The sequence below is a fragment of the Amycolatopsis sp. NPDC043889 genome (assembly GCF_056435645.1).
This window is the reverse complement of record NZ_JBWKEC010000026.1, coordinates 89,645-110,730: the sequence shown is the minus strand read 5'-3', so window position 1 is coordinate 110,730 and position 21,086 is coordinate 89,645. Positions and strand designations below refer to the sequence as shown.

Here is a 21,086-nt window from a genome sequence, read left to right as displayed (position 1 = left end):
GGGCCGCCCTCGGTGAGCAGATCGGGGCCGGTGCGCACGAAACCGTGGTCGTCACGCTGGATCTCCGTGCCGAGCCAGTCGGTGCGCGGGGCCGCGCCGATGAAGATGAACAGGTGCCCGGTGGGCACGGTCTCGGTCGCGCCGCCGTTCTCGCACAGGGTCAGCCGTTCGAGGTGATCGTCGCCGTGCGCCTCGACCACCGTGGTCCGGGTGCGGACGTGGATGTTCGGTATCCCGGCGATCTGCTCGATCAGGTAGTGCGACATGGACGCTTCGAGCGACTGGCCGCGGACGAGGATGGTGACGTCGGCGGCGTGCTTGGAGAAGAACACCGCCGCCTGGCCCGCCGAGTTCGCGCCGCCGACGATGTAGACGTGCTCGCCCTTGCACTCGGGCGCTTCGGTCGCGGCCGAGCCGTAGTACACGCCTCGGCCGGCGAGCTCGGCGACACCCGGAGCCTCAAGCGCTCGGTAGGTGACACCGCTGGCCAGCACCACCGAATGCGCGGAGATCTCGGTTCCGTCGCCGAACATGACCACGCGCGCGGAACCGCGAGCCTCCAGGCCCACGACGTCGCGGGCAGTGAGCACTTCGGCGCCGAACTTGAGCGCCTGCCGCCGCGCGCGGTCGGTGAGCTGCGCGCCGGAAACGCCGTCCGGGAAGCCGAGGTAGTTCTCGATGCGGGAGCTGGTGCCCGCCTGTCCGCCGGTCGCCTTGCGCTCGACGATGACGGTGCGCAGGCCCTCCGACGCGCCGTACACGGCCGCCCCGAGCCCGGCGGGCCCGCCGCCGATCACGATCAGGTCGTAGAACTCCTGGGTGGGACGGGTGGACAGGCCGACCGCGTCGGCGAGTTCGGGCCCCGACGGCTGGCGCAGCACCGTGCCGTCCGGGGTGACCAGCACCGGGATGTCCTGCGGCGCCGCGTCCGCCGCCTCGAGGATCCGGCGGCCCTCGTCGTCGTCGACGGAGTACCAGCGGTACGGCACGGCGTTGCGCGCCAGGAAGTCGCGCAGGTGGAACGACGGCGAGGAGTACCGGTGGCCGATGAGCTTGATCTCGTCGACCGGCCGCTCCCCCACCGCGCGCCACGTCTCCACCAGCGCGTCGACGACCGGATAGAGCTTCTCCTCCGGCGGGTCCCACGGCTTGAGCAGGTAATGGTCGACGTCCACGACGTTGATCGCCTGGATCGCGGCGTCGGTGTCGGCGTAGGCGGTCAGCAGCGCGCGACGGGCGTTCGGGAACAGGTCCATCGCCTTCTCGAGGAAGACGATGCCGTCCATCTGCGGCATCCGGTAGTCGGCGAGGATCGCGGCCACGGCGTCGCCGCGCAGCTTGATCTCGCGCAACGCTTCGAGGGCGTCGGCACCGGAATCGGCCCGGATGATCCGGTAGTCCTTTCCGTACCTTCTGCGCAGGTCACGGGCGACCGAACGGGACACGGCGGGATCGTCGTCGACGGTCAAGAGGATCGGCTGGCTCACCGGATCAGCCTATTACGTTCGATCCATGCTGACCGAAGCCGAAGAAGTGATTCACGCCCGTGCCGCCGTCGCGTGCGAGGCGGCCACCGCGGCGGGGCTTCCCGGCCGTTTCGAGGCTTGGCGTGAAGACGGCCTGCTGGCGGTCCTGGCCACGGCGCCGGACTTGCGGTTCCTGCGCACGATCTCCGGGATCACCGGGGAGAACCTGCCGCGGGCCGTCCGGTTGGCCGGGGCGTCGTGCTGGAACGGCGACCCGCCGACGCTGGTGCTGCCGCCGGGCCTGCTCCCCGTCACCGGTCTCGTACCCGCCGGCGTCCGTCCGATCGCGACCCTTCCGCTCGCTGAACTCGCGCCGCCGGATGCCGACGTCGACGACTCACCCGACCTCGACGCGTTTCTCCGCGTCCTGCTCGGCGGGTACGAAAGCGACGACGTCGTGACGGCGTTCATGGCCGCCGAACACGCCGACCCGCGAATCAGGCGGTCGCTGCTGATCGAGGACGGGGTGCCGATCTCCGCCGCGGCCCTGAGTGCGCACGGTCCGGGCGTCGTCCTCGGCGGGTCCGCCACTCCACGGGCGCATCGCGGCAAAGGCGCACAGGCACGGCTGCTCCTCCACGGCCTGACCGCGGCCGCACGCGAAGGCCGCCGCTTCGCCGTCGCGACCGCGGTGGAAGGCTCGCCGAGCCTGTCGAACCTGCGGCGTGCCGGAGCGCGGATCCGGCTCCGGCAGGCCTTCAGGCTCGGGTGAGCTTCCGCAGGCGGAAGGCCAGCACGAGCAGCATCACGCCGTAGAGCAGGGCGTAGATCCCGACCAGCAGCGCGATCCCGTACGCACCGGCGATCGGGTTGAACACGATCACGATCCCCGCGATCAGCGAAAGCGCGCCCGCCGCGATGAGGAACGCCTCGCCCTCGATCTGCTTGCGCAGCCGGATCGCGGCGACGATCTCGACGATGCCGGTGAAGATCGCCCAGAAACCGACCAGGAGGGCCAGCACGAGCACCGTGATCCCCGGCCAGATCAGGACCAGGACACCGGCGATGATCCCGAACGCGCCGAGCACTCCGTAGGCGGCGCGATGAGCGGCGTCGCCCGGCCGGAAGGCCTGCATGATGCCGCCGATGCCGTCGAAGATGGCATAGATGCCGTAGAGGAACGCGAGGGCGAGCACAGTCGTTCCCGGCCAGATCAACGCGAGAATGCCGAAGAGGATGGCGAAAACCCCGCGCACGGCGGCGAGCGGCCAGGCCAGGCGGGGTTCGACGACGGTGAGACCGGCGAGAGGCATGCCCCGAGTATCTGAGCGCCTGTGCGGGAGCGCGCGGCACGCCACCCGTTGGGGTGAGGCCGGTGCGCGCCGCGACCGCCATCACGGCGCGCACCGGGGTCATCAGGGATAGGCGACCAGATTGGCCACGGTCGATCCCGAGTTCGCCGGTCCGCCGCGATCGTTGATCACCCGGCTGATGGTCCCGTTCCCGCCGAGGGAGACGGCGACCATGCTGCGGAACCGGACGTTCGGGTTGTTCGGCACCTCGATCGCGCGATCCGCCACCACGCTCGGATTCACGTTGAAGTAGCAGTAACTGCCGAGCCCGTAAGCCTCGTGGTTCGTCACCGAGTCCGCCACCTTGTAGGCCGCGTAACCCCGCGTCGAGCCGTTCATCCAGGCGGCCTGATTCGGTGGGTCGTAAGGCATTTCGTTCTGGTAGAAGTACGTCCGGCCGCGTTCGCCGTTCCAGATCGTCTGGTACTTCTGGTAGTGCTCGACGAACAGGCCGTACATCGTGATGTCGTCACCGTTGACGATCAGGCCGGTGTCGGCGGTGTTGGCGGTCCACCCGACGCCGCTGCCGTGGTCGGCACGCCAGATCCACAGGTGGTCGCCGATGACGTCGTCGCTGTTGACCACCAGGCTGTTCGTGGCCTTGCCGACGCCCGCCCCGCCGACGCGGAAGAAGACGTCGTGCAGCGAGGTCGGGTTGGCCGCGTGGTCCTGCGCCGAATTCGCCGGGCCGACCTCCATCAGTGTGTTCGAGTTCGTGGTGCCCGCGTCGATCAGCACGCCGGCGATCTTGACGCCGTCGACGTCGGCCACCGTCATCGCGGTGATGCCGTTGTCCGGGATCAGCGTCGCCAGTCCGAGGCCGAGCACCACGGTATCCGGCCGGGTGACGCGGAGCGTCTCGTTGAGGTGATAGACGCCCGGCGTGATCAGGAGGTCCTTGCCCTCGGCGAGGGCCGCGTTGATCTGCGACGCCGTCGTGCCGGGCTTCGCGATGAAGAACCGGCTGATCGGCAGCGAAGAGCCCTGCTGACCGGCGCCCCACGTGATGCCGGAGGTGTTGGTCCGCTTGGAAGGCACGAAAACCTGGTACGCGCCCGCGCTGTCGACGTAGAGGAACGGCTTCTCCCGCACGACCGGCGTCGTGTTCACCGTGGTGTACGGCGGATTCGGGAAACTGGTCGACGGCGCGCCGCCGACGCCGGCGAACACCATGTTCCAGTTGGAACCGCTCCAGCTCCCGAACTGCGAGTTGCGCGAGATCCACTGCTGCTGCGACCCGGACCGCACCTGGCCGTCGACCTTCACATCGGACATCCACCCGCCGCTCGACCAGCCGCCGTCGTCGAGCTGCAGGTTCCCGCGGACATGCATACGGCGGTACGGCGCGGCCTGCGAAACAGCCCAGCGATCGGTGCCGCCGTTGGGGTTCACGGACAGATTTTCCGCGCCACGCCAGAAGTTCTGCGTCGCGTTGCCCTGGAACCAGTCGGCCTCCGCGTGCACCGCGCCGTTGATCGTCACGTTGTCGGGAGAAAGGCCGAGCCCCAGCACCTGCGTGTAGAACCCGACATTGACGTCGACGTTGTACGAGCCCGGCTTGAACAGCAACGCCTTGCGATTCGAGCCGAACTGACTGGTCTCCTGCTGCGAGAACACGCTGTTGACCTGGGACTGGATCGCCGACTGCGACATACCCGGATCGAAGACGAGCACATTCGGCCCGAGGTCGGGGTTCGCGGTGCCGGAGACCGGGGTGAGCCGGAAGGACTGGGCGCCGGTGCCGTTGCAGGCGTACTGCTGGAGCTGGGTGCTGTCCTGGGTCGAGAGACCGGGGATGTCCAGGCACTTGCCACTGTTACGGCTCACGAAGTGATAGGCCCCACCCGATTCCTCGACCGGCTGCCACTGCTGATTGTTCCCGCCGCCGTAGGCCCACAGATGGATCAGCCCGCCGTCTGCCGTCGACACCTCGGCGACATCCCACACCTGGGCCGGGTTGTTGCGCGTGTTGACCCGGTAGTAGCCGCCCGAGGTGGGCTGGAACTGCCACTGCTGGGAAAAGGTCTGGTTGCAGGCGTACTGCTGGACGACCGTCCCGTTCGCCGTGCCGGCGGCACGCGCGTCCACGCACTTCCCACCGGTGGTCGACACGGTGTACCAGGTGTCGGGAACGATGGCCGCCTGCGCTGCCGGAGCCACCACCAACAGTGCGCCGACCAGGGAAAACAAGGCTATCAGGGCTGCTCTGGCCCGCATCGGGACCTCCTCCGCGTCATTCGGGCAGGGGCGAGCTGAGGCGGAGCCCAGTGGAGACGCGGCGTAGCGGGCGGGGACCTCGGCGTCACGATGGTCGAAAACGTAACGGCGGTCACACGCGGAGTCAATACACGGCTAAAAATAAGGTGCGAAGATGCTGGTCAGCGCAGTTTGCGGCAGGCAGGGGTGCATAGAGTGACCCCCGCGTGAACGGCTCTCGCGGGCGGTGTAATGTATGGACACACGAGATGCGGAGAACAAAGCCGCTCCGGGGCTATGGCGCAGCTGGTAGCGCACCTCACTGGCAGTGAGGGGGTCAGGGGTTCGAGTCCCCTTAGCTCCACCGTGACGAAACACCGCCCACCTGGCACATACGCCGAGGTAGGGCGGTTTTTTCGTTGTACCTCACTTTGAGAAACGACGCACCGAACTTCGGCTACCGTTCAGTAACTGGGGCAAACCTGGGGCAGGCAGTGAATCAGCAGGTCAAAGGCTATTTTGATCTTGAGTCGCCAAGAGGGCTCGAACCCCTGACCTTCTGTTTACAAGTCCGCTCCGCCGGAAGATCAGCCGGTGCCGCGAGCTGTCGAATTTCGACCATCTAAGCAGGTCAAAACGGGCCTTGCCTGACGGCCAGGTGTCACGCCGTGTCATTGCGTGTCCGGCTCTGCTTCGGCACCGAAGCCCAATCGGAGACGACGTAACCGCGGCTATAACTCTCTGGTCTTTCGCAGTCATGTTCTTCACCGCCGGCAGGTGGTGACGTCACGGTCCGGTCAAGTGCGCAACGGAAACCGTGATCCGTACGACCAGCCACAGGTACCCACAGCTCACAGGGAGACCACGATGGACCAGACCGCCGCATCCACCAGACCCCGCCGACTGAAACTCATCACCGCGGCAGCCGCAACAGTTCTCGTCGCGATCGTGGTCATCGTCATCGTTCTGCTCACTGGTTCGGAACCGGTCATCGCCAAGGGCTACCTGAACTTCAACTGCTACCCGTGCAACTCCTCGGTCAACGACGATCTGAAGGACGGCGCGCAGATCACTGTCGTCGACAGTAGCGGCGACGTCATCGGTAACGGCACGGTGAAGCTAGTCGTCATCGACGATCCGTCGCTGTCGATTCTGTCGAGCTACAACCGAACTTTCACATTCGAGATCACAGGGATTGAGGGCGGACATGACCGGTACGGTTTCCATGCTGGCGGCCCGGACCGAGAAACGACGTGGGTCGAGTCTGACAAGATGAGCGAGGAGATCCAGCTCAAGATCGGCTGATGCCGGACATGGCAAAGGCCCATCTCCGAGGCGGATTCTCGGGGTCCTCGCAACTCTGACTGGCACCTTAAACTTTCTCGACGCCGTGAACCCCCTGCGACCAAGCCTTAGCCCTTGCAGAGCTCATTCCGAGAGTGCCGCACCGACCACCGCACCGAAATACCCGCCGGTTCGCCGCGACCGAACTGGTCCGCTGCGCAAGGGGCGAGGGGCATCAGGGTCGCCGGGGGTGCTCTGTGCCGTAGAGAGCAGTGCCAGTTCCGGTGATGCGCACACTGCGGCGATGCGGTCAGCGGCATGAGCGGATATTCGCTATTGATCGAGCCCGCTGTCAAACGACGACCAGATCGGGACGCGGCCGTTCAGTCACTGCGGACAAGGCCCGGCGCATCCCGGGAGTGAGCCCTACTGCCGGGCCCGGCAGTAGGGCTGTGGCGCGAGCGCACCGGGCGTAGCGTTTACGGCTGGCCCGACCACCTCACCAGGTCGGCATCATCGCCTCGGGGTAGCGGGATCCGGCCGCGCCTCTGGGCAGGACCTCCTGTACTCGCGCCAGGTCGTCCGCCGTCAGCACCACGTGCGCCGCCGCCACGTTCTCGGCCAACCGCCCCGGGCTGCGCGTGCCCGGGATCGGCACGACGTCGTCGCCCTGCGCCAGCAGCCACGCCAGCGCAAGCTGCGTCACCGTCGCGCCCTTCTCCCGTGCCAGCGCGGTCAGCGCCTCGACCGCGGCGACGTTGCGCTCGTAGTTGCCCGGCTGCCACCGGTCGTCCCAGCTGCGCATGTCGTCCGCCGGGTACTCGGCCGCCGGCTTCACCGCGGACGTGAGGAACCCGCGGCCCAGCGGCGAGTACGGAACGAACCCGATGCCCAGCTCCCGCACCACCGGCAGCACCTCGACCTCGACCGCGCGCTCGAACACCGAGTACTCGGTCTGCAGCACCGACACCGGGTGCACGGCGTGCGCGCGCCGCAGCACGTCCGGGCCCGCCTCGCTCAGCCCGAAGAAGCGGACCTTGCCTTCGGCGATCAACTCGCCGACCATGCCCGCCACGTCCTCGATCGGCACGTCCGGGTCCACCCGGTGCTGGTAGAGGACGTCGACGTGGTCGGTACCCAGGTACCGGAGGCTGTTCTCGGTGACCTCGCGGATGTGCTCGGGCCTGCTGTCGAGCTTCGCACCCGCGTTCGCCGGGTCGGTCAGGTCGAAGCCGAACTTCGTGGCGAGCATGACCTCGTCCCGGAACCCGGCCACCGCACGCCCCAGCAGCCGCTCGTTGCTGCCAGTGCCCATGCCGTACAGCTCAGCGGTGTCGAACAGGGTGACGCCCAACTCGTGGGCGCGGCGGATAGTGGCGATGCCGCCCGCCTCGTCGCCCGCGCCGTACGCCATCGTCATGCCCATCGTGCCGAGGCCGATCGCGCCGACCTCCAGGCCCTGCGTGCCGAGCACGCGTGTGGGCAGGTTCTGCAGCTGTGTCATACCTTCGACGCTAGAGCGCACTCGTCGCGCCGGCATGAGCGGTGAACCGCATAGGATTGCCTGATCCTCTCACCCATCCTGTTCGGAGCAGCCCCGTGCTCGACCAGCTCGCGGCGGCCGTGGGCCGTCACCGCAACGGCCTGTGGTCCGGCACCACCGCCGTGCCCCGGCTCACCGTGGTCGCCCTCGACGAGGTGGTCAACCCTCTCGACCTGCGCTACGAGCCGATGGTGTGCTTCATCGCCGAGGGCTCCAAGCGCACCGTCACGGGGGAACACAGCCGGTCGGCCCGCCGCGGCGACATGTTCCTCAACTCGCTCGACCTGCCGGTCACCGCCGTGTTCGAGGAGGTGCCGTACCGCTCGGCCGTGCTGCACCTGGATGGCCCCGCCTTGGCCGACCTGCTGCTCGAACTCGACGGCGAGGCCCCGGCCACCCCGGCCGCGGGCCAGGTCTCCGCCACGATGACCCCGGAACTGGTCGACGCCGTCACCCGCTGGGTGCGGCTGCTCGACACCCCCGACGACATCCGGCCGCTGGCCGCCCGCGTGGAGGCCGAGATCCTCTACCGCCTGCTCGGCAGCGCGCTTGGCCCGACCCTGCGCCAGTTCGCGGCCACCGGCTCGGCCTTGACCAGGGTGCGCGCCGCGGCCGACTGGATCGCCGCCCACTTCACCGAGCCCATCACCGTGGAGCAGGTCGCGGCGGTCGCACACATGAGCCCGGCCACCCTGCATCGGCATTTCAAGGCCGCCACCGGCATGAGCCCGCTGCGGTTCCAGAAGCACCTGCGACTCCAGGAGGCGCGGCGCCTGCTGGTGGCAGGCGACACCACGGCCGCGCACACCGCCGATGCCGTCGGCTACACCAGCGCCACCCAGTTCACCCGGGAATACCGCCGCGCCTACGGCCTGCCGCCGGTGCGCGACGCCGGCCGCCTGCGCGGCAGACTCACCGACAGCCGCTCCTAGCGGGCCTTACCGCATAACGGTTCGTGGCCTTGGATGATCAGCTGGTGGGTCGTGCTCGACGTGGAGGAGCACCGGCGCGGCGGCGATCTTGCCGATCATCCAGGCGCAGATGCTGACGTTGCGCAGTGCCTTGAAGGTGGCCTTGAACAGCGAGTTTCCCCGTTCGCCCACGAGGCCGCGATCGTATAAGCCCTGGCAGACCGGCGAAGGAGCAAGTCTCAAGGTGATGTCGTATATGACTTTCGTACGACATCATTCGTGAGATTACGACGTCGAAATTGAGAACCTACAACGGTTGTAGGTTCTCGCCGGCCATGGCGTGTCGATCTTGTTGACCTGGGCGTTCTCGGTTCTGGTACAGCCACCTGTCCGAAGTTCCTCATCGCGGCATGAGCGGAATGTCAGTGTGGCGAGCCGGTGCGCCCGGCCTTCAGTATCCCCTGAGGTCAGGCCACCAGTGTTCGTCGACGATCAAATCGTCCGTGTCGAGCAGGTGGCGCTCGAACTCAGTGACGTCCACCCGCGGTGGGGCGGCGTCCATCGCAGCGGTGACTTCAGTCGGCAGTCTGACGTTGTGCGTTTCGACGTAGTGCGCGAGCCCTTCCGGCCAGATGAAGCGAACGCCGTTGGTCAGCTCCGCACTACCGTTCGCCTGCCCGCAGATGCGACAAAGCGACCTGCCGGCGGCAGCGGCGAACACGCTCCCGCCACGACGGTATTCCACCGCTCGATCGCGCAGCGCGGCATCGAGTGATTGATCGACGAACGACCGAACGTCAGGCCACCCGGGTGCCTCAGGACCGAACCAATATCCGCTCAAACCGCAGGCTTCGGGTCGTTGCAGTCACCGAGCCATCATCCCAAGCGCCGATCGTGAGTGGTCGCTTCGGCTGTCGTGCGCTGGCGTCCCAGGAGTACGTCCAGCCTGAACCCAGGAGACCAGGTCGCCATCCGGTGCGATCATGGTGGCGGACGGCGGAACAGGGAGGGCTGGTTGGCGAAGCGACGGTACGTGGCGAGGGGCGTGCCCGGCGGCTATCGGATCTGGGACAACAAGGCGTCGCGGTGGTGGGGGGGACCAGTACGAACTGTGCCCCGACGACCTGCTCGCCGAGCTGAACGGCGCACGCGACCCCGCTCGGATCACCGCCCTTCTCAAGCGCTACCAGGCACTCCGGCGCTGAGCCTGAGGAAGAACTGGCGGTCGCTGCGGACGGCAGCCCGGCTCTGGCCGCTGAGATCAGCCCGCTCATCACCCTGAGCGGGAAGCAAGTCGTGGCTTTACCCTCGAACCGGTGTCAACGAAGTACCCTCACCGCATGTCCCGCCCCGTGACCCGAACCTCGTTCAAGCACGCCTTGCTGCCAATCGCCAACCCCCGCGAGCTGCCCGCTCCGCAACGGTTGTGGGCCAATTCGGAATGGGAGCGGATCAGGCTGGGACTGCAGGAGAAGGACATGGACGACAAATGGGTGGCGCTGGTCGAAGGCGACCGGCTGTCCATCTATCGCGCCGGAGTCGGGCAGTGCGCCTACGACGCCATCTTCGCCCCTTGCGAAGGTGGCTACCGAATCACCACGGCCTGGACGGAGGCTGGCCGCAACGACCGGCCAGACCTGCACAGCGCCTTCCTCGAACTGCTGATCACCGGACAGATCCTGCGCTCGCCCGACAATGACCTATGGGCCAGGTTCACCACACTGGGCGGAATCCGCGCCCTCTTCGGTTCCTGACCGAGCTGCCCGCGGCGCTTAGCCGTGCCGCCATCGCCCCTCTGGCGCTTCCAATCTCGATGTCCTGGCTGGGGGTAAACCCTCTGAAGATCAACCTATGTCGACATTCGCTTCGAACGCGACCCTGTTGAATGCTGATCATGCCCGCTCCAGCCGCTAGACCGCGCTCTCATCGGCATGAGCGGACAACGATCAACAGCGCTTGACCGTCTTGTTCGACAACCGGTATCCGTGGCGTCGAATCTTGGTATGTGCTGGTTCTACGACCACCTCTGCGCCACTGACCTGTAGATTTGGGTTTGCAACGGGTATTGCTGGGTGCGCCAAACCCCAGTTTGCAGCCCATTTTTCTGGCGATTCCGAACAAGCATCTACCGATGGTCCACACACGGTCCGGAAACAATTCGGACCGCACCGGTTTGAATAGCCGCGGTCGGCACCACGTGCCGCCACCTTCAGTCGCCGGTACCGGCCACACCCAAGGTCGCCCCCCAGAGTCACCAGTGCTTACGCGGAAAGACTCATTGGCATCAAGACGGTAATCGCCAACAGGCATGCCCTTTTGACGCCAAGCCGTATTCCTTCAGAGTTGACATTGCAGGCGACAGATCCCTTTTCGACAAGGACTTCCGAGACGTCGGCGTAGAGCCGCCACGACAGCGTGCACCCAGAGGTAGTCCGTCCCGAATCCCCTGAGACCGAGTCTTTCAAGATGACACACCACACCCGTGCGGCATTGCAGGCTCCAGCCTTATCCTTGCCGACTGCCAAACCATCGGCGATCGCGAAAGTTATCAACAGGGGACCTCGCGACCGGTTCGACGGCGTTGCTCGCGATACCTTTGGCGGCAGCACCGTGTCACTAGACTGACGAGCCGACTCGGTCGCCGGTTGAGCAGTTTCTGCCCCTGCAGTCGCGGTAGCGTCTATACCGGTCTCACCTGTCGGCGGCGTGAGACTCGAGCGAGGAGCCTCTGCCGCAGGCTCGGAGCCCGCGCCAAAAATCTCTCCCCCAACGACCATGCACCATCGATTATTTGCCAACATGGTAAGCAATCCAGCTACGAGCGCCACCACCGAGCCTGCCCAAAGCCAACGCTTCTTCCCAGTTGTTTCAGCCATCACCACGTCGGCTCTGAACGGACACTCGTTATACCTTCGCCCAGACGTCGGTCCAGGGCTTGCCTTAGTTACAGACCGGTTGATTCGATCTTCGCGGCATTCCCGGGAAGGCGACGACCTCCCTCAACTCCTGCGGGAGCAGGGACTGAAAAGGACAAGAATGTCGCAACGTACACGCATGCTGACCCGCGCCCGAGTAACCCGCCGCACTCGCCGCCACAGGCCTCGCACTGGGCGCCATGGGACTGATGACACCATCAGCCGCCGCAGCCACGGCGGCCGGCAGTGAACACCAGTCCGGCCCGTTCGGGAACAACGGATGCCACACCGACCCGACCGACGGCGGCTTCTACTGCACCGTCTTCGACATCGCCCCAGCAGCGAAGCCCGTTCTCGACGTGGCTGTCGGAGTGACCTGCCCCAACAGGGAAACCAAGGACTTCATCATCTGTATGTCGGACCAGTAACAGCCGGCCACCCCGCAGCGCGACGATCTCCCCGTCCAGCACCAGATAACCCAGCCCGGCCGCCACGCCCATGATCTCCGGGATCCGGTCGGCCAGGTCGATCTCCCAGCACGACTACGACACACCGCAGCGGTGAAGAACAGCGCACGCCAACCGTCGAACTCCGGGGTTTTGGGGCGGGGAAAGTCCGTTTCGTCGGCAGTCCGGGATTAGCCGGCCGCGGTGACTTCGGTTCAGGGGTAAACGACAAGCTAAACCTCTCCGCAAGGCGGAATCGGGGCGGCTTCAGGGGGGCGGTGGCTGCGCTGCCCCTGGGCGTACGGCACCGATCATCGGGCGAGCGCTGGGCGGCGTGTCTATGACCGGGCAGGGAGTCGGGCTTGCAGGCCGTCCAGGATCGCCTGGAGGCCGAATGCGAGTTCCCGGCCGGAGGTGGTGGCCGGGTCGTCTTCACTCCATCCCTCGCTGAGGGCGCGCAGCCGCGGGAACTGCATCGCGATCTCGGTCATCCGTGCGGCCCTGGCCTGGTCGTCCCCGTCACCGGCGGCGCGTGCTTTCCACGCGATCTCGGACGCCGCGCCGAGAGCGGTGCCCAGCACGAAGGTGAACACGACCTTCATCGCCTGTTCCGCGTCGCGTCCGGTGAACCCGGCGGCTTCGTAGATCGCGAGCAGGTGGTCGTCGTGACGCGCTTTGCCTGGGCCGTAAACGAGGTGAGTGCTCATGGCAGGCACCAGCCAGGGGTGCCGCAGGATCATCGCGTACATGCTGTCGGCCATCGCGGTGGCCGCGGTCCGCCAGTCGGCCTCGTCCAGGTCAGGCAGCTCGAGCTCACCCCATACCGAGTCGGCGGCGAGCACGACGAGATCGTCCTTGCTCTGGACGTGCCAGTAGACCGAGGTCGCGGCCGAGCCGAGCCGGCTACCCAGCTGCCGCATGCTCAGGCCCTCGACTCCGCCCGCGTCCAGCAGTTCGACTGCGGCTCGGACGATCTGTTCCCTGGTCAAGGTTTCGCGCGGCATCCGCTCAGGATAGGCCACGACTCGCACGGTGTTCGAGAACACACTTGCACACTGTTCGAGTGCTCCCTACGGTTGAACTCGAACAGTGTGCAAGTCCTAGGAAGGGAACTCCAGTGGCCCCGTTCGTCGTCGTTGCCGCTTCGATACTGCAGTTCTTGCTGGCGGCGACCTTCGTGGTCACTCCCGTCGCCGGCGCTCTCCACGGTCCCCACGCCCAGCGGGCCGCCGAGACCGAGGTGGTGAGGCAAGGCTTCCCGGCCACACTCCTGGCCGAGCGCGGGATCAACTTCGGGACCAGCCGCGCCAGCATCGTGGTCGCGGTCGCGATCGGTCTGTGCCTCGCGACGCTGGCCTCGCTCAACCTCGCCGGAAACGGGGCGGGTCAGCTCCTGTCGTGGATCTTCCAGCCGATCGTTCTCATCCTCGGATGCGTCATCATGCCGGGCGAAGTGTTCGTCACGCGCTTCATCACGTCGGCCTTCGCCAAGTCCGATGATCCGACACTGCGAAACCTGGAGGTCGCAGCGTTCGTCAACGCCGCGGTGACCACCGTCCCCGCCTGGTACCGCACCGTGATTGCACTACGCCTGGTACTGGCAACAGCGGGCTCACTACTGATCATCATCTTGCTGGCGATTCCAACGGCGAACGCCCACTTCGGTTGAACGTTAAGCTGAGACACTGTTCCAGGACGACAGGTAGCGCCCCTTCGCCGAGCCATGGTCTCTCAGATGCCGACTGGGTCGCCAGTCTCGAAGGGCCATCAACCCGGTGCCCGCCGCCCAATCGTGCCAAGATTATCCAGGTGGCTCCGCGCCCCCCCTCGGCGTGGAGCCACCTCTTTCCTCGCAGTTGCTGCGCGCTCCCGATATCGCCTGTCATCATTCACACGAATTTCCCTGGGGCAAAACTGGGGCACGAGGGGGTCTCAAACGGTCTTGAACTGCATCCAGCAGCGCTGAACCACAGCGCTTTTCCTGCAGTTTCTCCGGTCCCACAGGTAGAAAGCCCCTGCGCACCTCACTGGCAGTGAGGGGTCAGGGGTTCGAGTCCCCTTAGCTCCACAGTGACGAAACACAGCCCGCCTGGAACATACGCCGAGGTAGGGCGGTTTTTTCGTTGTACCTCACTTTGAGAAACGATGCACCGAACTTCAGCTACCGTTCAGTAACTGGGGCAAACCTGGGGCACGCCCATGACCCCGTTTCAAACGGGGTCACCAAAACTGCCCCAGGCCAGTACCCCAGCCGGGTGATCCTTTGGAGGCATCTACGCCGCTCAGGTTAGATCTGCGGCCTGCAACCGACGAGCGACCGGCGATGACGCTGGGGCGGTGCCCGTTCAGGCGAACGTGGCTCGATGACATCCTGAGCGGCCGCGCGGACTTGGTCCCTGCTGGGTGGCTTGACCAGCCGAGTCATCAGCTCTCCTGGGCGGTGTGCCGTCTGGTGACTCCGATGATGGATGTCGCGGCGGCCCGGTGACTCGGTCACTGCCCATCCGTCCACAACCGACACGGGTCAGCTTCCTCACCAGCGCTGGACGCCGTGCGACGATCAAGCGATGGAAGCTCGTAAGAACCCGAACTACCTGAAGGCGGTGGCAAAGGCCGTTGAGGAGTTCCGCGCCGCGCTGGTCGAGTTCCTCGAGCTGCACGTGATCAACGAAGGCTTCGGCTCGCTGGCACCGGGAATCGCCCCTGCGGTCATACCGCTCGATGAGGCTGATCCAGGCGAGATCACGCGGCGACGGGAAAAGGTGACTCGCTTGGCCGGCCGCGCGTCTGCTGCCGCGGAACTCACGGCGACGTCCATCTCCGTTCAAGGCCCGATGGGCAGTGGTGTGGTCGACCCGTTCATGAACTGGGTGACGATCACGCGTCCCAAGCCGATGTTGGAGAGCGTCGACGTCTTGAGTGCATGCGACTACGCCCTTGGCAAGCTCGAGGAGTTGATCCTGCGAGCCGAGGCCGAGATCCCACCGACCGTAGGTGCAGAGGCCATGCATCCAGCGGTCTGGGGGCCAATCGCTCGGCTATGGCGTGACGGGCACTTCCGGGAAGCGGTGGCGGCCGCATCCGAGTCCGTCGTCGCGATGGTAAAGGCCCGTACGAAACGCAACGACGTCTCCGCCACGGACCTGTGGAGACAAACCTTTTCGGACAAGGACCCTCGCCCTGGGCAGCCGCGACTGCGCTGGCCCGGCGACCCGAACGACCAAGACGTCAAGACCATGAACTCCGGTCTGCTCTCCTTCGCTCCCGGTGTGCAGATGACAATCCGGAACAGCGCTGCCCACAGCCTCGGCGAACTTGACGAGCAAGCAGCCCTCGAGCGACTGTCCGCGCTGAGCCTTCTGGCCCGTTGGGTCGACGAATGCGACGTCGTCGAGGCCCCAATTTCCTTAACCGAGTAAGAACGTCGTCCGGCGTTCTGCAGCGCAGTCCGCGCGGTCAACGCGTGGAGTGTCAGGTGACCGGTCACGGACCGCACCCACCCCTGGCGGAGACCTCAACGTTGACGCACTGCTCTGCTGGACAGGTCACTGTGAATGGACCTGTCCTGTCCTTGAGGTTGCCCCCAGGAACCTCAGGCCTGGCGACCGACCATGCGCGCGGGGACGGAGTACTTGTTCATCCTGACAGTGACCTGGGCGTAGCGGTCCACGCGTGGGGTGAACCAGCGACCGGTCTCGAACGGCTCGCTTGGCAGTGGAGCGAGCCGTGGCTGCTCGGTGGCGAAGTGTTCTCCGATTGTGCGGGCACGGGACCCGATCCGCCGTGCGTCGTCGGCTTCGTCCCAGGCGTCGACCATGGTGTTGAGCTCGGCGAGGGAGTCGACTTCTGGAATGGGGACGAGGTGGTTGCGACGGAACCAGCCGATCTGCCCCTCGACGCCGCCCTTCTCATGCGCCCCTTGGATGCCGGGCTGGCAGTAGAAGGCGTCAATGCCGTAGTGGGACCGGAAGGCGGTCCACCGGTCGGCCTCGACGCGTTGGCGGGAGAACCCGATCACGCTTGCGAGGGCAGCCTTGAGGTTGTCGTAGCGGATCTTCCCGATCGGGACGCCACCGAGGACCCGGAACGCGTGTGCGTGACCCTCGAAGAAGGCTTCCTGACCGGCCGAGGCACTGATTCTGTGCACGGCCTTGCCGGAGTAGGACAGCCGCAGGCTGAACAGCGTGCAGCTGACCAGCTCTCCGCGTAGCCGGATCGCGACTTCGCCGAAGTCGACCTCGGCCTCGCGGCCGGGCAGGTGCTCCTGCGGAATGAACGTGTTCGCGGGCTCCCGGCCCGCTTCGATCCGGATCTCACGGCGTCGCGTGGCGACGTACTCGCGCACCATCCAGTACGACACGTCAGCGGCGTGGTGCTCGTCCAGGAGGCGGTCGAAGACCCGCTTCGCGGTATGCCGTTGCTTGCGGGGCGCATCCAGGTCGTCACGAAGCCAGTCGTCGATGACCGCCTTGTAGTCGTCGAGGCGCGAGCCCCGCTTCGGCTGCGCATGGCGCGGCTTCGGCCACGCCGACTCCAGGGCCGCGGCGACAGTGCGGTACCCAACCCATACTTGCGCTGCATCGCGCGGTTCGACATCCCTGATCGCGCGTCCCGTCGGATCGCCGCGTACAGGTCGACTCGATTCACTGTCCGGCGTCCGCGATGGCGGCTTCAGCGGGTGCTGGCCGGATAAGTCCCGACAAGGCGCTGCAGTGTCGCAACGGTTCGCGTGGTGACGGGGACGGATAGGAGTTGTTCGAGGGAACCCGTGACGTTGCCTGCGGTCTGGCGAGGCTTCCAGCAAACGCTGTGGGCGAACGCAGGACCTAGGATGCGGATCTCGACCAGACCGTCCGGGCTGCGATATGGAAGTTGGACATCCGGGATCTCGTGCACGTCGTAGAACGAGATCATCGAGCGATATATGCCCTCCCCAGGATCCACCGGCAGCGTCTCCCCGACAGCACGCCGGATCTGCTCCAGCGTCCGGACGGTGACCGGATGCCGGTACCCAGCAGCCCGCAACTCAACAATCGCCTGGGCTGCCGCCTTCTCAGGGTCAGCCGCCTCGAACACGACCGTCCCGTTGCTCTGGAAACAGCGAGCAGCCGCCGGACCGCCGAATGCCTCCACCAGCTCGGCGCTTGTCGGACTGCCCGGGTGGCCGAGGTTGAGATTGCGGAAGAAGGCGACGGAGTTCATGACTCGGCCAGATCCCTGATGACTTGTGCCGTCTCCGCCGGGTTGGTGATCATCGGCCAATGGCCGGCGTCGAGCGTGCGGTAGCCCCAGCCGAGCTGCTCCGCGGACACGTCAGCGGCCGGGGGGCTGGTCTGCAGGCAGCGCACAAAGGCCACACTCGCGTTCGTTGTGCTCAGGGGCTCCTTGATCGCCGGCTGGGTGTAGGTGCCGATCGGCTGCGCAGTCAGGTGCTGTTGCATCCACACGAAATCAGCGTCGGTGATGCCGTGCCCCGGGTAGAGCTGGTCGAGCTGCTCCCGGGAGAACCAGGGGATTGCCCCATCGTGAGCCAGGCTCGTCATGAACGCGGCGACGTCGGGTCCCATGACGTCGAACCACGACTTGTTGGGTTGCGGCAGAGCGGCGTCGATCAGGATCAGTTGCCGGATGCTGTGTGGTTGTCGCTCGAGTACTGCTGCTGCTACATAGCCGGCGAACGAGTGGGCAACGAGGGTCACGTCCGCAAGACCGATGAGTTCGGTGGTGACGTCCTCGACCCAGTCGCCCAGGCCGACGGTTCTCGCGGGGGTCGAGTCGTCGCCCGTGGTGCGCAACTGCGGCGTTATGGCTTGGAACCCATGGTCGTTCAGAATCGGTGTGACGCGTCCCCAGGCCCAAGGGCCGAGTCCGCTGCCTCCGACGAGCACGATGGGGTTGCTGGCGGTCATGTGTCCACTCCTACGCGGTTGATGAAGTCGGTCAGGTCAGTGATGAGCTCGACGGTGGAATCGAGCGAGGCGACGTGGCCGCCGGTGTCGTGCGAGTACCAGGCAATGAGGTTGTTCTCGCGGGCTGACACGGAGCGCGCGGCGAAGTCACCGCTACCGAAGACGCTCACCCCGGTCGGCACACCCGCAGCAACGGCATCGAGGTCGCTTGCATCCATCGAGTAGATCCGCATGCTGCTGCCAGCACTCGCTGTCAGCCAGTACAGAGTCGCGTTGGCCAAGATGAAGTCCGTTCCTAGACCGAAGTCGTCTCCGAGTTCGCCTTGCCAGAGTTGGTACTTGTCGAGCTGCCAGGCGAGCAGTCCCACCGGAGAGTCGGACAGCGCGAACGCCAGCGAGTCCGGGCGGCGACTCTGCAACTGGAGGTATCCACCGCCATCAACGGCGAAGCTCCTCAGCCTGCTCCATGCTGGCTCGTCGTCCGCGTTTTCGGCCATGAAGCCTCGTAAGCCGGCGCTGACGTGGACACCGATGACCCGCCCGGGTTCGACTGCCCCGATGGCTCGGGCGACTACGGATCCCCAGTCCTGTCCGTGGACGATGAACCGGTCATGCCCCATCGCCGACATCGCATCAGCCAGGAGGCGTGCCGAGTCGGTGACCGACCAAGCACCGGGTGGCAGCACTGAGGTGCCAAATCCGGGGAGAGTTGCCACCACAACCTCGGACGCCAGGGTCTGCAGCGGCTCGATTACCCGGTGGAAGGCGAGAAATGAGGTGGGCCAGCCGTGCAGGAGCAGAATCGGGACTTGCCCTGATCCGGGGAACCTTGCGGCGTGGACTCGACGACCGCCAATGTCGAGATTGACGTGGTCGCCGATTCCCCGACGCTTTGGTTGCTTAAGCCACTGATCCCACTCGGCCGCATACTGCTCCACGATCGACGGCGTGACACCGTGTACCCAGTTTTCTGAGGACGGCAAGACTGGCCATCGCGTTTCACTCAGACGGCCACGGAGTGCCTCAAAGTCCGGCCCCGGGGACGTGAGCGCACCCAGAAGCAGTTGGTAGCATCCTGTCACATTGTCACTCTAGGAAATATGACAGGGTGCTGTCAAAGGGGGGTTGCGGTGAACGCCGATGTCGACGCGGCTCTACATGCCATCTTCGAGGTGAACCGGCTCCTCCGTGACGCTGGAGAGCGAATATCCGCAACCGCTGGCCAGACGCACTCCCGTCGCATGGTCCTCCAAACCGCCGGCGACCGCGCCACCGTGCCGGACATCGCCCGCCAACTCGGACTCCAGCGACAAAGCGTCCAGCGTGTCGCCGACGAACTGGTCCAGGCAGGCCTAGCCCATTACGAAGACAACCCTCACCACCGACGATCCCGACTTCTCGTCACAACAGCAGCCGGCAAGACCGCACTCGCGGCGATCCAGCGCGCTCACCACGAATGGGTCGCGGAACTGGAAGCCACGGTCGGCGAACTCGACTGGGCACACCTTCGTGCTGATCTGGACCACATCGTGCAGACCGTAGGGAATCACCCGCGGCCCCCCGAGTAGATGGCGGCTCGCGCGCCCAATCATCTGGGATGCCACCCGGTGGTGTCGACTCTCGCCAACATGCTGACCCGATGGATCCTCGTCGGTGCTCGAACTCGCCTACAAGTGGTGTCGGACGAGACCTCCGTAGCCAGTCCAGGCGCGCCGGCTGTGCCGCTTGCCCGTCGTGGGACCACCTCGTTGCCATTCTTGGTGCCGCCGACGGGCGGCGCAGAAGCAGAGCAGGAAATCGCCCGGCGATTTGGCTGAACGCTAGGGTCCCGAACGAACGATCAGCGGCATGAGCGGAGAATTGCCCACCGGAGTTCAACGGGGCCCGACCCGGCAGGAGGAGCCGTCCATGTCTGTTCGCCTGAGCGCGGTCGTCAAGGCGCCGAACGGATACCTGCTCGCCCTACGACAAGACTTGCCTGACAGCACCCATCGACATCTCCTGCCTGGCCGCAGGGTCGAGGACACCGACCGGCCGTTCGAGGACGCATTGCGGCGTGTCCTCCGCGAGCAGGCGAACCTCAACACGACCATTGGGGCGCTCATCAACATCGACAAGACTGGCGTTGACGACGAATACGTGTTCATCGCGTACGCCGACGGGGACAACTCGGTTTCGGGAGACTTCACTGAGCTGTTCCCTCCAGCACCGGGCGGGTGTTCCTGGAACTGCATCGAGCTCACCCCAGCCGCCATCCACGACGCCAACTTCACGCCCGAGGGAATCGGATACCTCCTCGCCGGCCACCTGCGACACGGCCAGCTGCCGTGGGCGCTGGCCGATATCCGATCACGACCGCCTGCCACTCGCCGCCACCACAAGGCGCCCTGAGCCGTGAGAGTCCCGTGCTCAACGGCACAGGCGGGCTCGACAGCGCCGGGACCACGCCCGCATCGCGGCATGAGCGGATGTTCGTAGTAGGACGAACAGGTGGACTGCTCGGTCTGTGCGAGGAGGTGCCGGGTCGGCGTGTGTCGGCGCTCGTTGCCCTTGTCGCCCATGGGTAGTGCCGAGAGTGTTCGCTTCGCTACTGTTGTCGTGGAGTCGGCGGTAATGCGAAGGGGCCCTCACCATTCCGTTGATCGGCTTCGTGGCATCCCTGTTGCCGCCGTTGTTCGCGGCTCGATCTCGTTCCCTGTTCTGGCCCCTGACTTCCCCGATCATGAGGCACCTCTCCGCGGCACTCGCCGTCACCGGGCTCTGGCTGCCTGCGCTGCTGGCAGTAGTTTCGTTCGGCCGGTCAGGCCTGGCTGCCACCACCTGGCTGCTCATTCCGTTGTGCGTCCCCGTGGGAGCAGCGCTGGTGGTAACCGCTGTGTTGGCCGTTACCGCCCAACTCATCGGCACCACCGTCAGCGTCATCCTCCGCACCCCCTGGTCATGGGTCATCGGCGAGTGGGCAGCGCCACTGGCCTATGCGGCCGCCAGTCGTTGGCTGGTCGACGCTAGGTGCGTCGCCTGAGCTCACCGCCGAGACCAAGGACGACTGTCAAGCCCAGGCCGC

21 protein-coding genes and 1 tRNA gene are annotated in these 21,086 nt (G+C 66.0%); 10 read left to right on the top strand and 12 right to left on the bottom strand.

Annotated elements, in window-relative coordinates; all coding sequences use genetic code 11:
* Positions 1 to 1,487: NAD(P)/FAD-dependent oxidoreductase (locus tag AC0685_RS33420; protein ID WP_478229160.1), on the bottom strand; the 1,487-nt coding region annotated here is incomplete at its 3' end.
* A gap of 25 nt (positions 1,488 to 1,512) precedes the next feature.
* Here AC0685_RS33420 and AC0685_RS33415 point away from each other — a divergent pair.
* Positions 1,513 to 2,238, top strand: a complete 726-nt coding sequence (locus tag AC0685_RS33415) for a hypothetical protein (RefSeq protein WP_478229159.1) — start codon at positions 1,513 to 1,515, stop codon at positions 2,236 to 2,238.
* On the opposite strand, the gene AC0685_RS33410 is transcribed toward AC0685_RS33415, so the two are convergent.
* Both AC0685_RS33410 and AC0685_RS33405 read right to left on the bottom strand, forming a co-directional pair.
* Positions 2,225 to 2,779 (bottom strand): HdeD family acid-resistance protein, encoded by a 555-nt coding sequence (locus AC0685_RS33410; RefSeq protein WP_478229158.1) that lies wholly within the window; start codon positions 2,777 to 2,779, stop codon positions 2,225 to 2,227. The two genes, AC0685_RS33415 and AC0685_RS33410, sit on opposite strands and share 14 nt — an antisense overlap.
* 102 nt (positions 2,780 to 2,881) lie before the next feature.
* Positions 2,882 to 5,035, bottom strand: a complete 2,154-nt coding sequence (locus tag AC0685_RS33405; RefSeq protein ID WP_478229157.1) for an RICIN domain-containing protein — start codon at positions 5,033 to 5,035, stop codon at positions 2,882 to 2,884.
* Between the two features lie 270 nt (positions 5,036 to 5,305).
* On the opposite strand from AC0685_RS33405, the gene AC0685_RS33400 reads away from it, so the two are divergent.
* A tRNA-Ala gene (locus AC0685_RS33400) sits at positions 5,306 to 5,378 on the top strand.
* A gap of 503 nt (positions 5,379 to 5,881) precedes the next feature.
* Positions 5,882 to 6,319, top strand: a complete 438-nt coding sequence (locus tag AC0685_RS33395) for a hypothetical protein (protein WP_478229156.1) — start codon at positions 5,882 to 5,884, stop codon at positions 6,317 to 6,319.
* A gap of 478 nt (positions 6,320 to 6,797) precedes the next feature.
* Here AC0685_RS33395 and AC0685_RS33390 read toward each other — a convergent pair whose 3' ends face one another.
* Positions 6,798 to 7,802, bottom strand: a complete 1,005-nt coding sequence (locus tag AC0685_RS33390; RefSeq protein WP_478229155.1) for an aldo/keto reductase — start codon at positions 7,800 to 7,802, stop codon at positions 6,798 to 6,800.
* Between the two features lie 95 nt (positions 7,803 to 7,897).
* Between AC0685_RS33390 and AC0685_RS33385 the strand changes: the two genes are divergently transcribed.
* Positions 7,898 to 8,773 carry an AraC family transcriptional regulator gene (locus AC0685_RS33385; protein WP_478229154.1) on the top strand — a complete coding sequence of 292 codons (876 nt, stop codon included), beginning with the start codon at positions 7,898 to 7,900 and terminating at the stop codon, positions 8,771 to 8,773.
* A 6-nt stretch (positions 8,774 to 8,779) separates the two neighbouring features.
* On the opposite strand, the gene AC0685_RS33380 is transcribed toward AC0685_RS33385, so the two are convergent.
* Complete coding sequence (locus AC0685_RS33380; RefSeq protein WP_478229153.1) at positions 8,780 to 8,944, bottom strand: hypothetical protein; 165 nt, start codon at positions 8,942 to 8,944, stop codon at positions 8,780 to 8,782.
* Positions 8,945 to 9,203: 259 nt separating this feature from the next.
* Positions 9,204 to 9,473: a hypothetical protein gene (locus AC0685_RS33375; protein WP_478229152.1), complete on the bottom strand. Its 270-nt coding sequence runs from the start codon at positions 9,471 to 9,473 to the stop codon at positions 9,204 to 9,206.
* Between the two features lie 619 nt (positions 9,474 to 10,092).
* Between AC0685_RS33375 and AC0685_RS33370 the strand changes: the two genes are divergently transcribed.
* Complete coding sequence (locus AC0685_RS33370; RefSeq protein ID WP_478229151.1) at positions 10,093 to 10,506, top strand: hypothetical protein; 414 nt, start codon at positions 10,093 to 10,095, stop codon at positions 10,504 to 10,506.
* 1,379 nt (positions 10,507 to 11,885) lie between these two features.
* Here AC0685_RS33370 and AC0685_RS33365 read toward each other — a convergent pair.
* On the bottom strand, positions 11,886 to 12,167 hold the full coding sequence (locus tag AC0685_RS33365) for a hypothetical protein (protein ID WP_478229150.1): 282 nt from the start codon (positions 12,165 to 12,167) through the stop codon (positions 11,886 to 11,888).
* A 284-nt stretch (positions 12,168 to 12,451) separates the two neighbouring features.
* A complete protein-coding gene (locus AC0685_RS33360; protein ID WP_478229148.1) occupies positions 12,452 to 13,117 on the bottom strand; it encodes a TetR/AcrR family transcriptional regulator in 666 nt (221 codons plus the stop codon).
* A gap of 113 nt (positions 13,118 to 13,230) precedes the next feature.
* Between AC0685_RS33360 and AC0685_RS33355 the strand changes: the two genes are divergently transcribed.
* On the top strand, positions 13,231 to 13,782 hold the full coding sequence (locus AC0685_RS33355; protein WP_478229147.1) for a hypothetical protein: 552 nt from the start codon (positions 13,231 to 13,233) through the stop codon (positions 13,780 to 13,782).
* 898 nt (positions 13,783 to 14,680) lie between these two features.
* A complete protein-coding gene (locus tag AC0685_RS33350; RefSeq protein ID WP_478229146.1) occupies positions 14,681 to 15,532 on the top strand; it encodes a TIGR02391 family protein in 852 nt (283 codons plus the stop codon).
* Positions 15,533 to 15,705: 173 nt separating this feature from the next.
* On the opposite strand, the gene istA is transcribed toward AC0685_RS33350, so the two are convergent.
* The 4 genes from istA to AC0685_RS33330 all read right to left on the bottom strand — a co-directional run bounded on the left by istA (position 15,706) and on the right by AC0685_RS33330 (position 19,104).
* Positions 15,706 to 16,716, bottom strand: coding sequence for an IS21 family transposase (istA, locus tag AC0685_RS33345; RefSeq protein ID WP_478229162.1), 1,011 nt, complete (start codon positions 16,714 to 16,716; stop codon positions 15,706 to 15,708).
* 68 nt (positions 16,717 to 16,784) lie between these two features.
* Entirely contained in the window at positions 16,785 to 17,315 is a 531-nt protein-coding gene (locus AC0685_RS33340; RefSeq protein ID WP_478229145.1) for a DUF1697 domain-containing protein, read from the bottom strand.
* The gene (locus tag AC0685_RS33335; protein ID WP_478229144.1) at positions 17,312 to 18,022 is read right to left on the bottom strand and encodes an alpha/beta fold hydrolase; all 711 of its coding nucleotides are present in this window, start codon (positions 18,020 to 18,022) and stop codon (positions 17,312 to 17,314) included. The genes AC0685_RS33340 and AC0685_RS33335 overlap by 4 nt, the downstream gene beginning before the upstream one ends.
* On the bottom strand, positions 18,019 to 19,104 hold the full coding sequence (locus AC0685_RS33330; RefSeq protein ID WP_478229143.1) for an alpha/beta fold hydrolase: 1,086 nt from the start codon (positions 19,102 to 19,104) through the stop codon (positions 18,019 to 18,021). The genes AC0685_RS33335 and AC0685_RS33330 overlap by 4 nt, the downstream gene beginning before the upstream one ends.
* A gap of 48 nt (positions 19,105 to 19,152) precedes the next feature.
* Here AC0685_RS33330 and AC0685_RS33325 point away from each other — a divergent pair, with 48 nt between their 5' ends.
* From AC0685_RS33325 to AC0685_RS33315, 3 genes are all read left to right on the top strand, one after another.
* Complete coding sequence (locus tag AC0685_RS33325; protein WP_478229142.1) at positions 19,153 to 19,590, top strand: MarR family winged helix-turn-helix transcriptional regulator; 438 nt, start codon at positions 19,153 to 19,155, stop codon at positions 19,588 to 19,590.
* 340 nt (positions 19,591 to 19,930) lie between these two features.
* On the top strand, positions 19,931 to 20,413 hold the full coding sequence (locus AC0685_RS33320; protein ID WP_478229141.1) for an NUDIX hydrolase: 483 nt from the start codon (positions 19,931 to 19,933) through the stop codon (positions 20,411 to 20,413).
* Between the two features lie 247 nt (positions 20,414 to 20,660).
* Entirely contained in the window at positions 20,661 to 21,044 is a 384-nt protein-coding gene (locus AC0685_RS33315) for a hypothetical protein (RefSeq protein WP_478229140.1), read from the top strand.
* Positions 21,045 to 21,086: the final 42 nt, after the last annotated feature.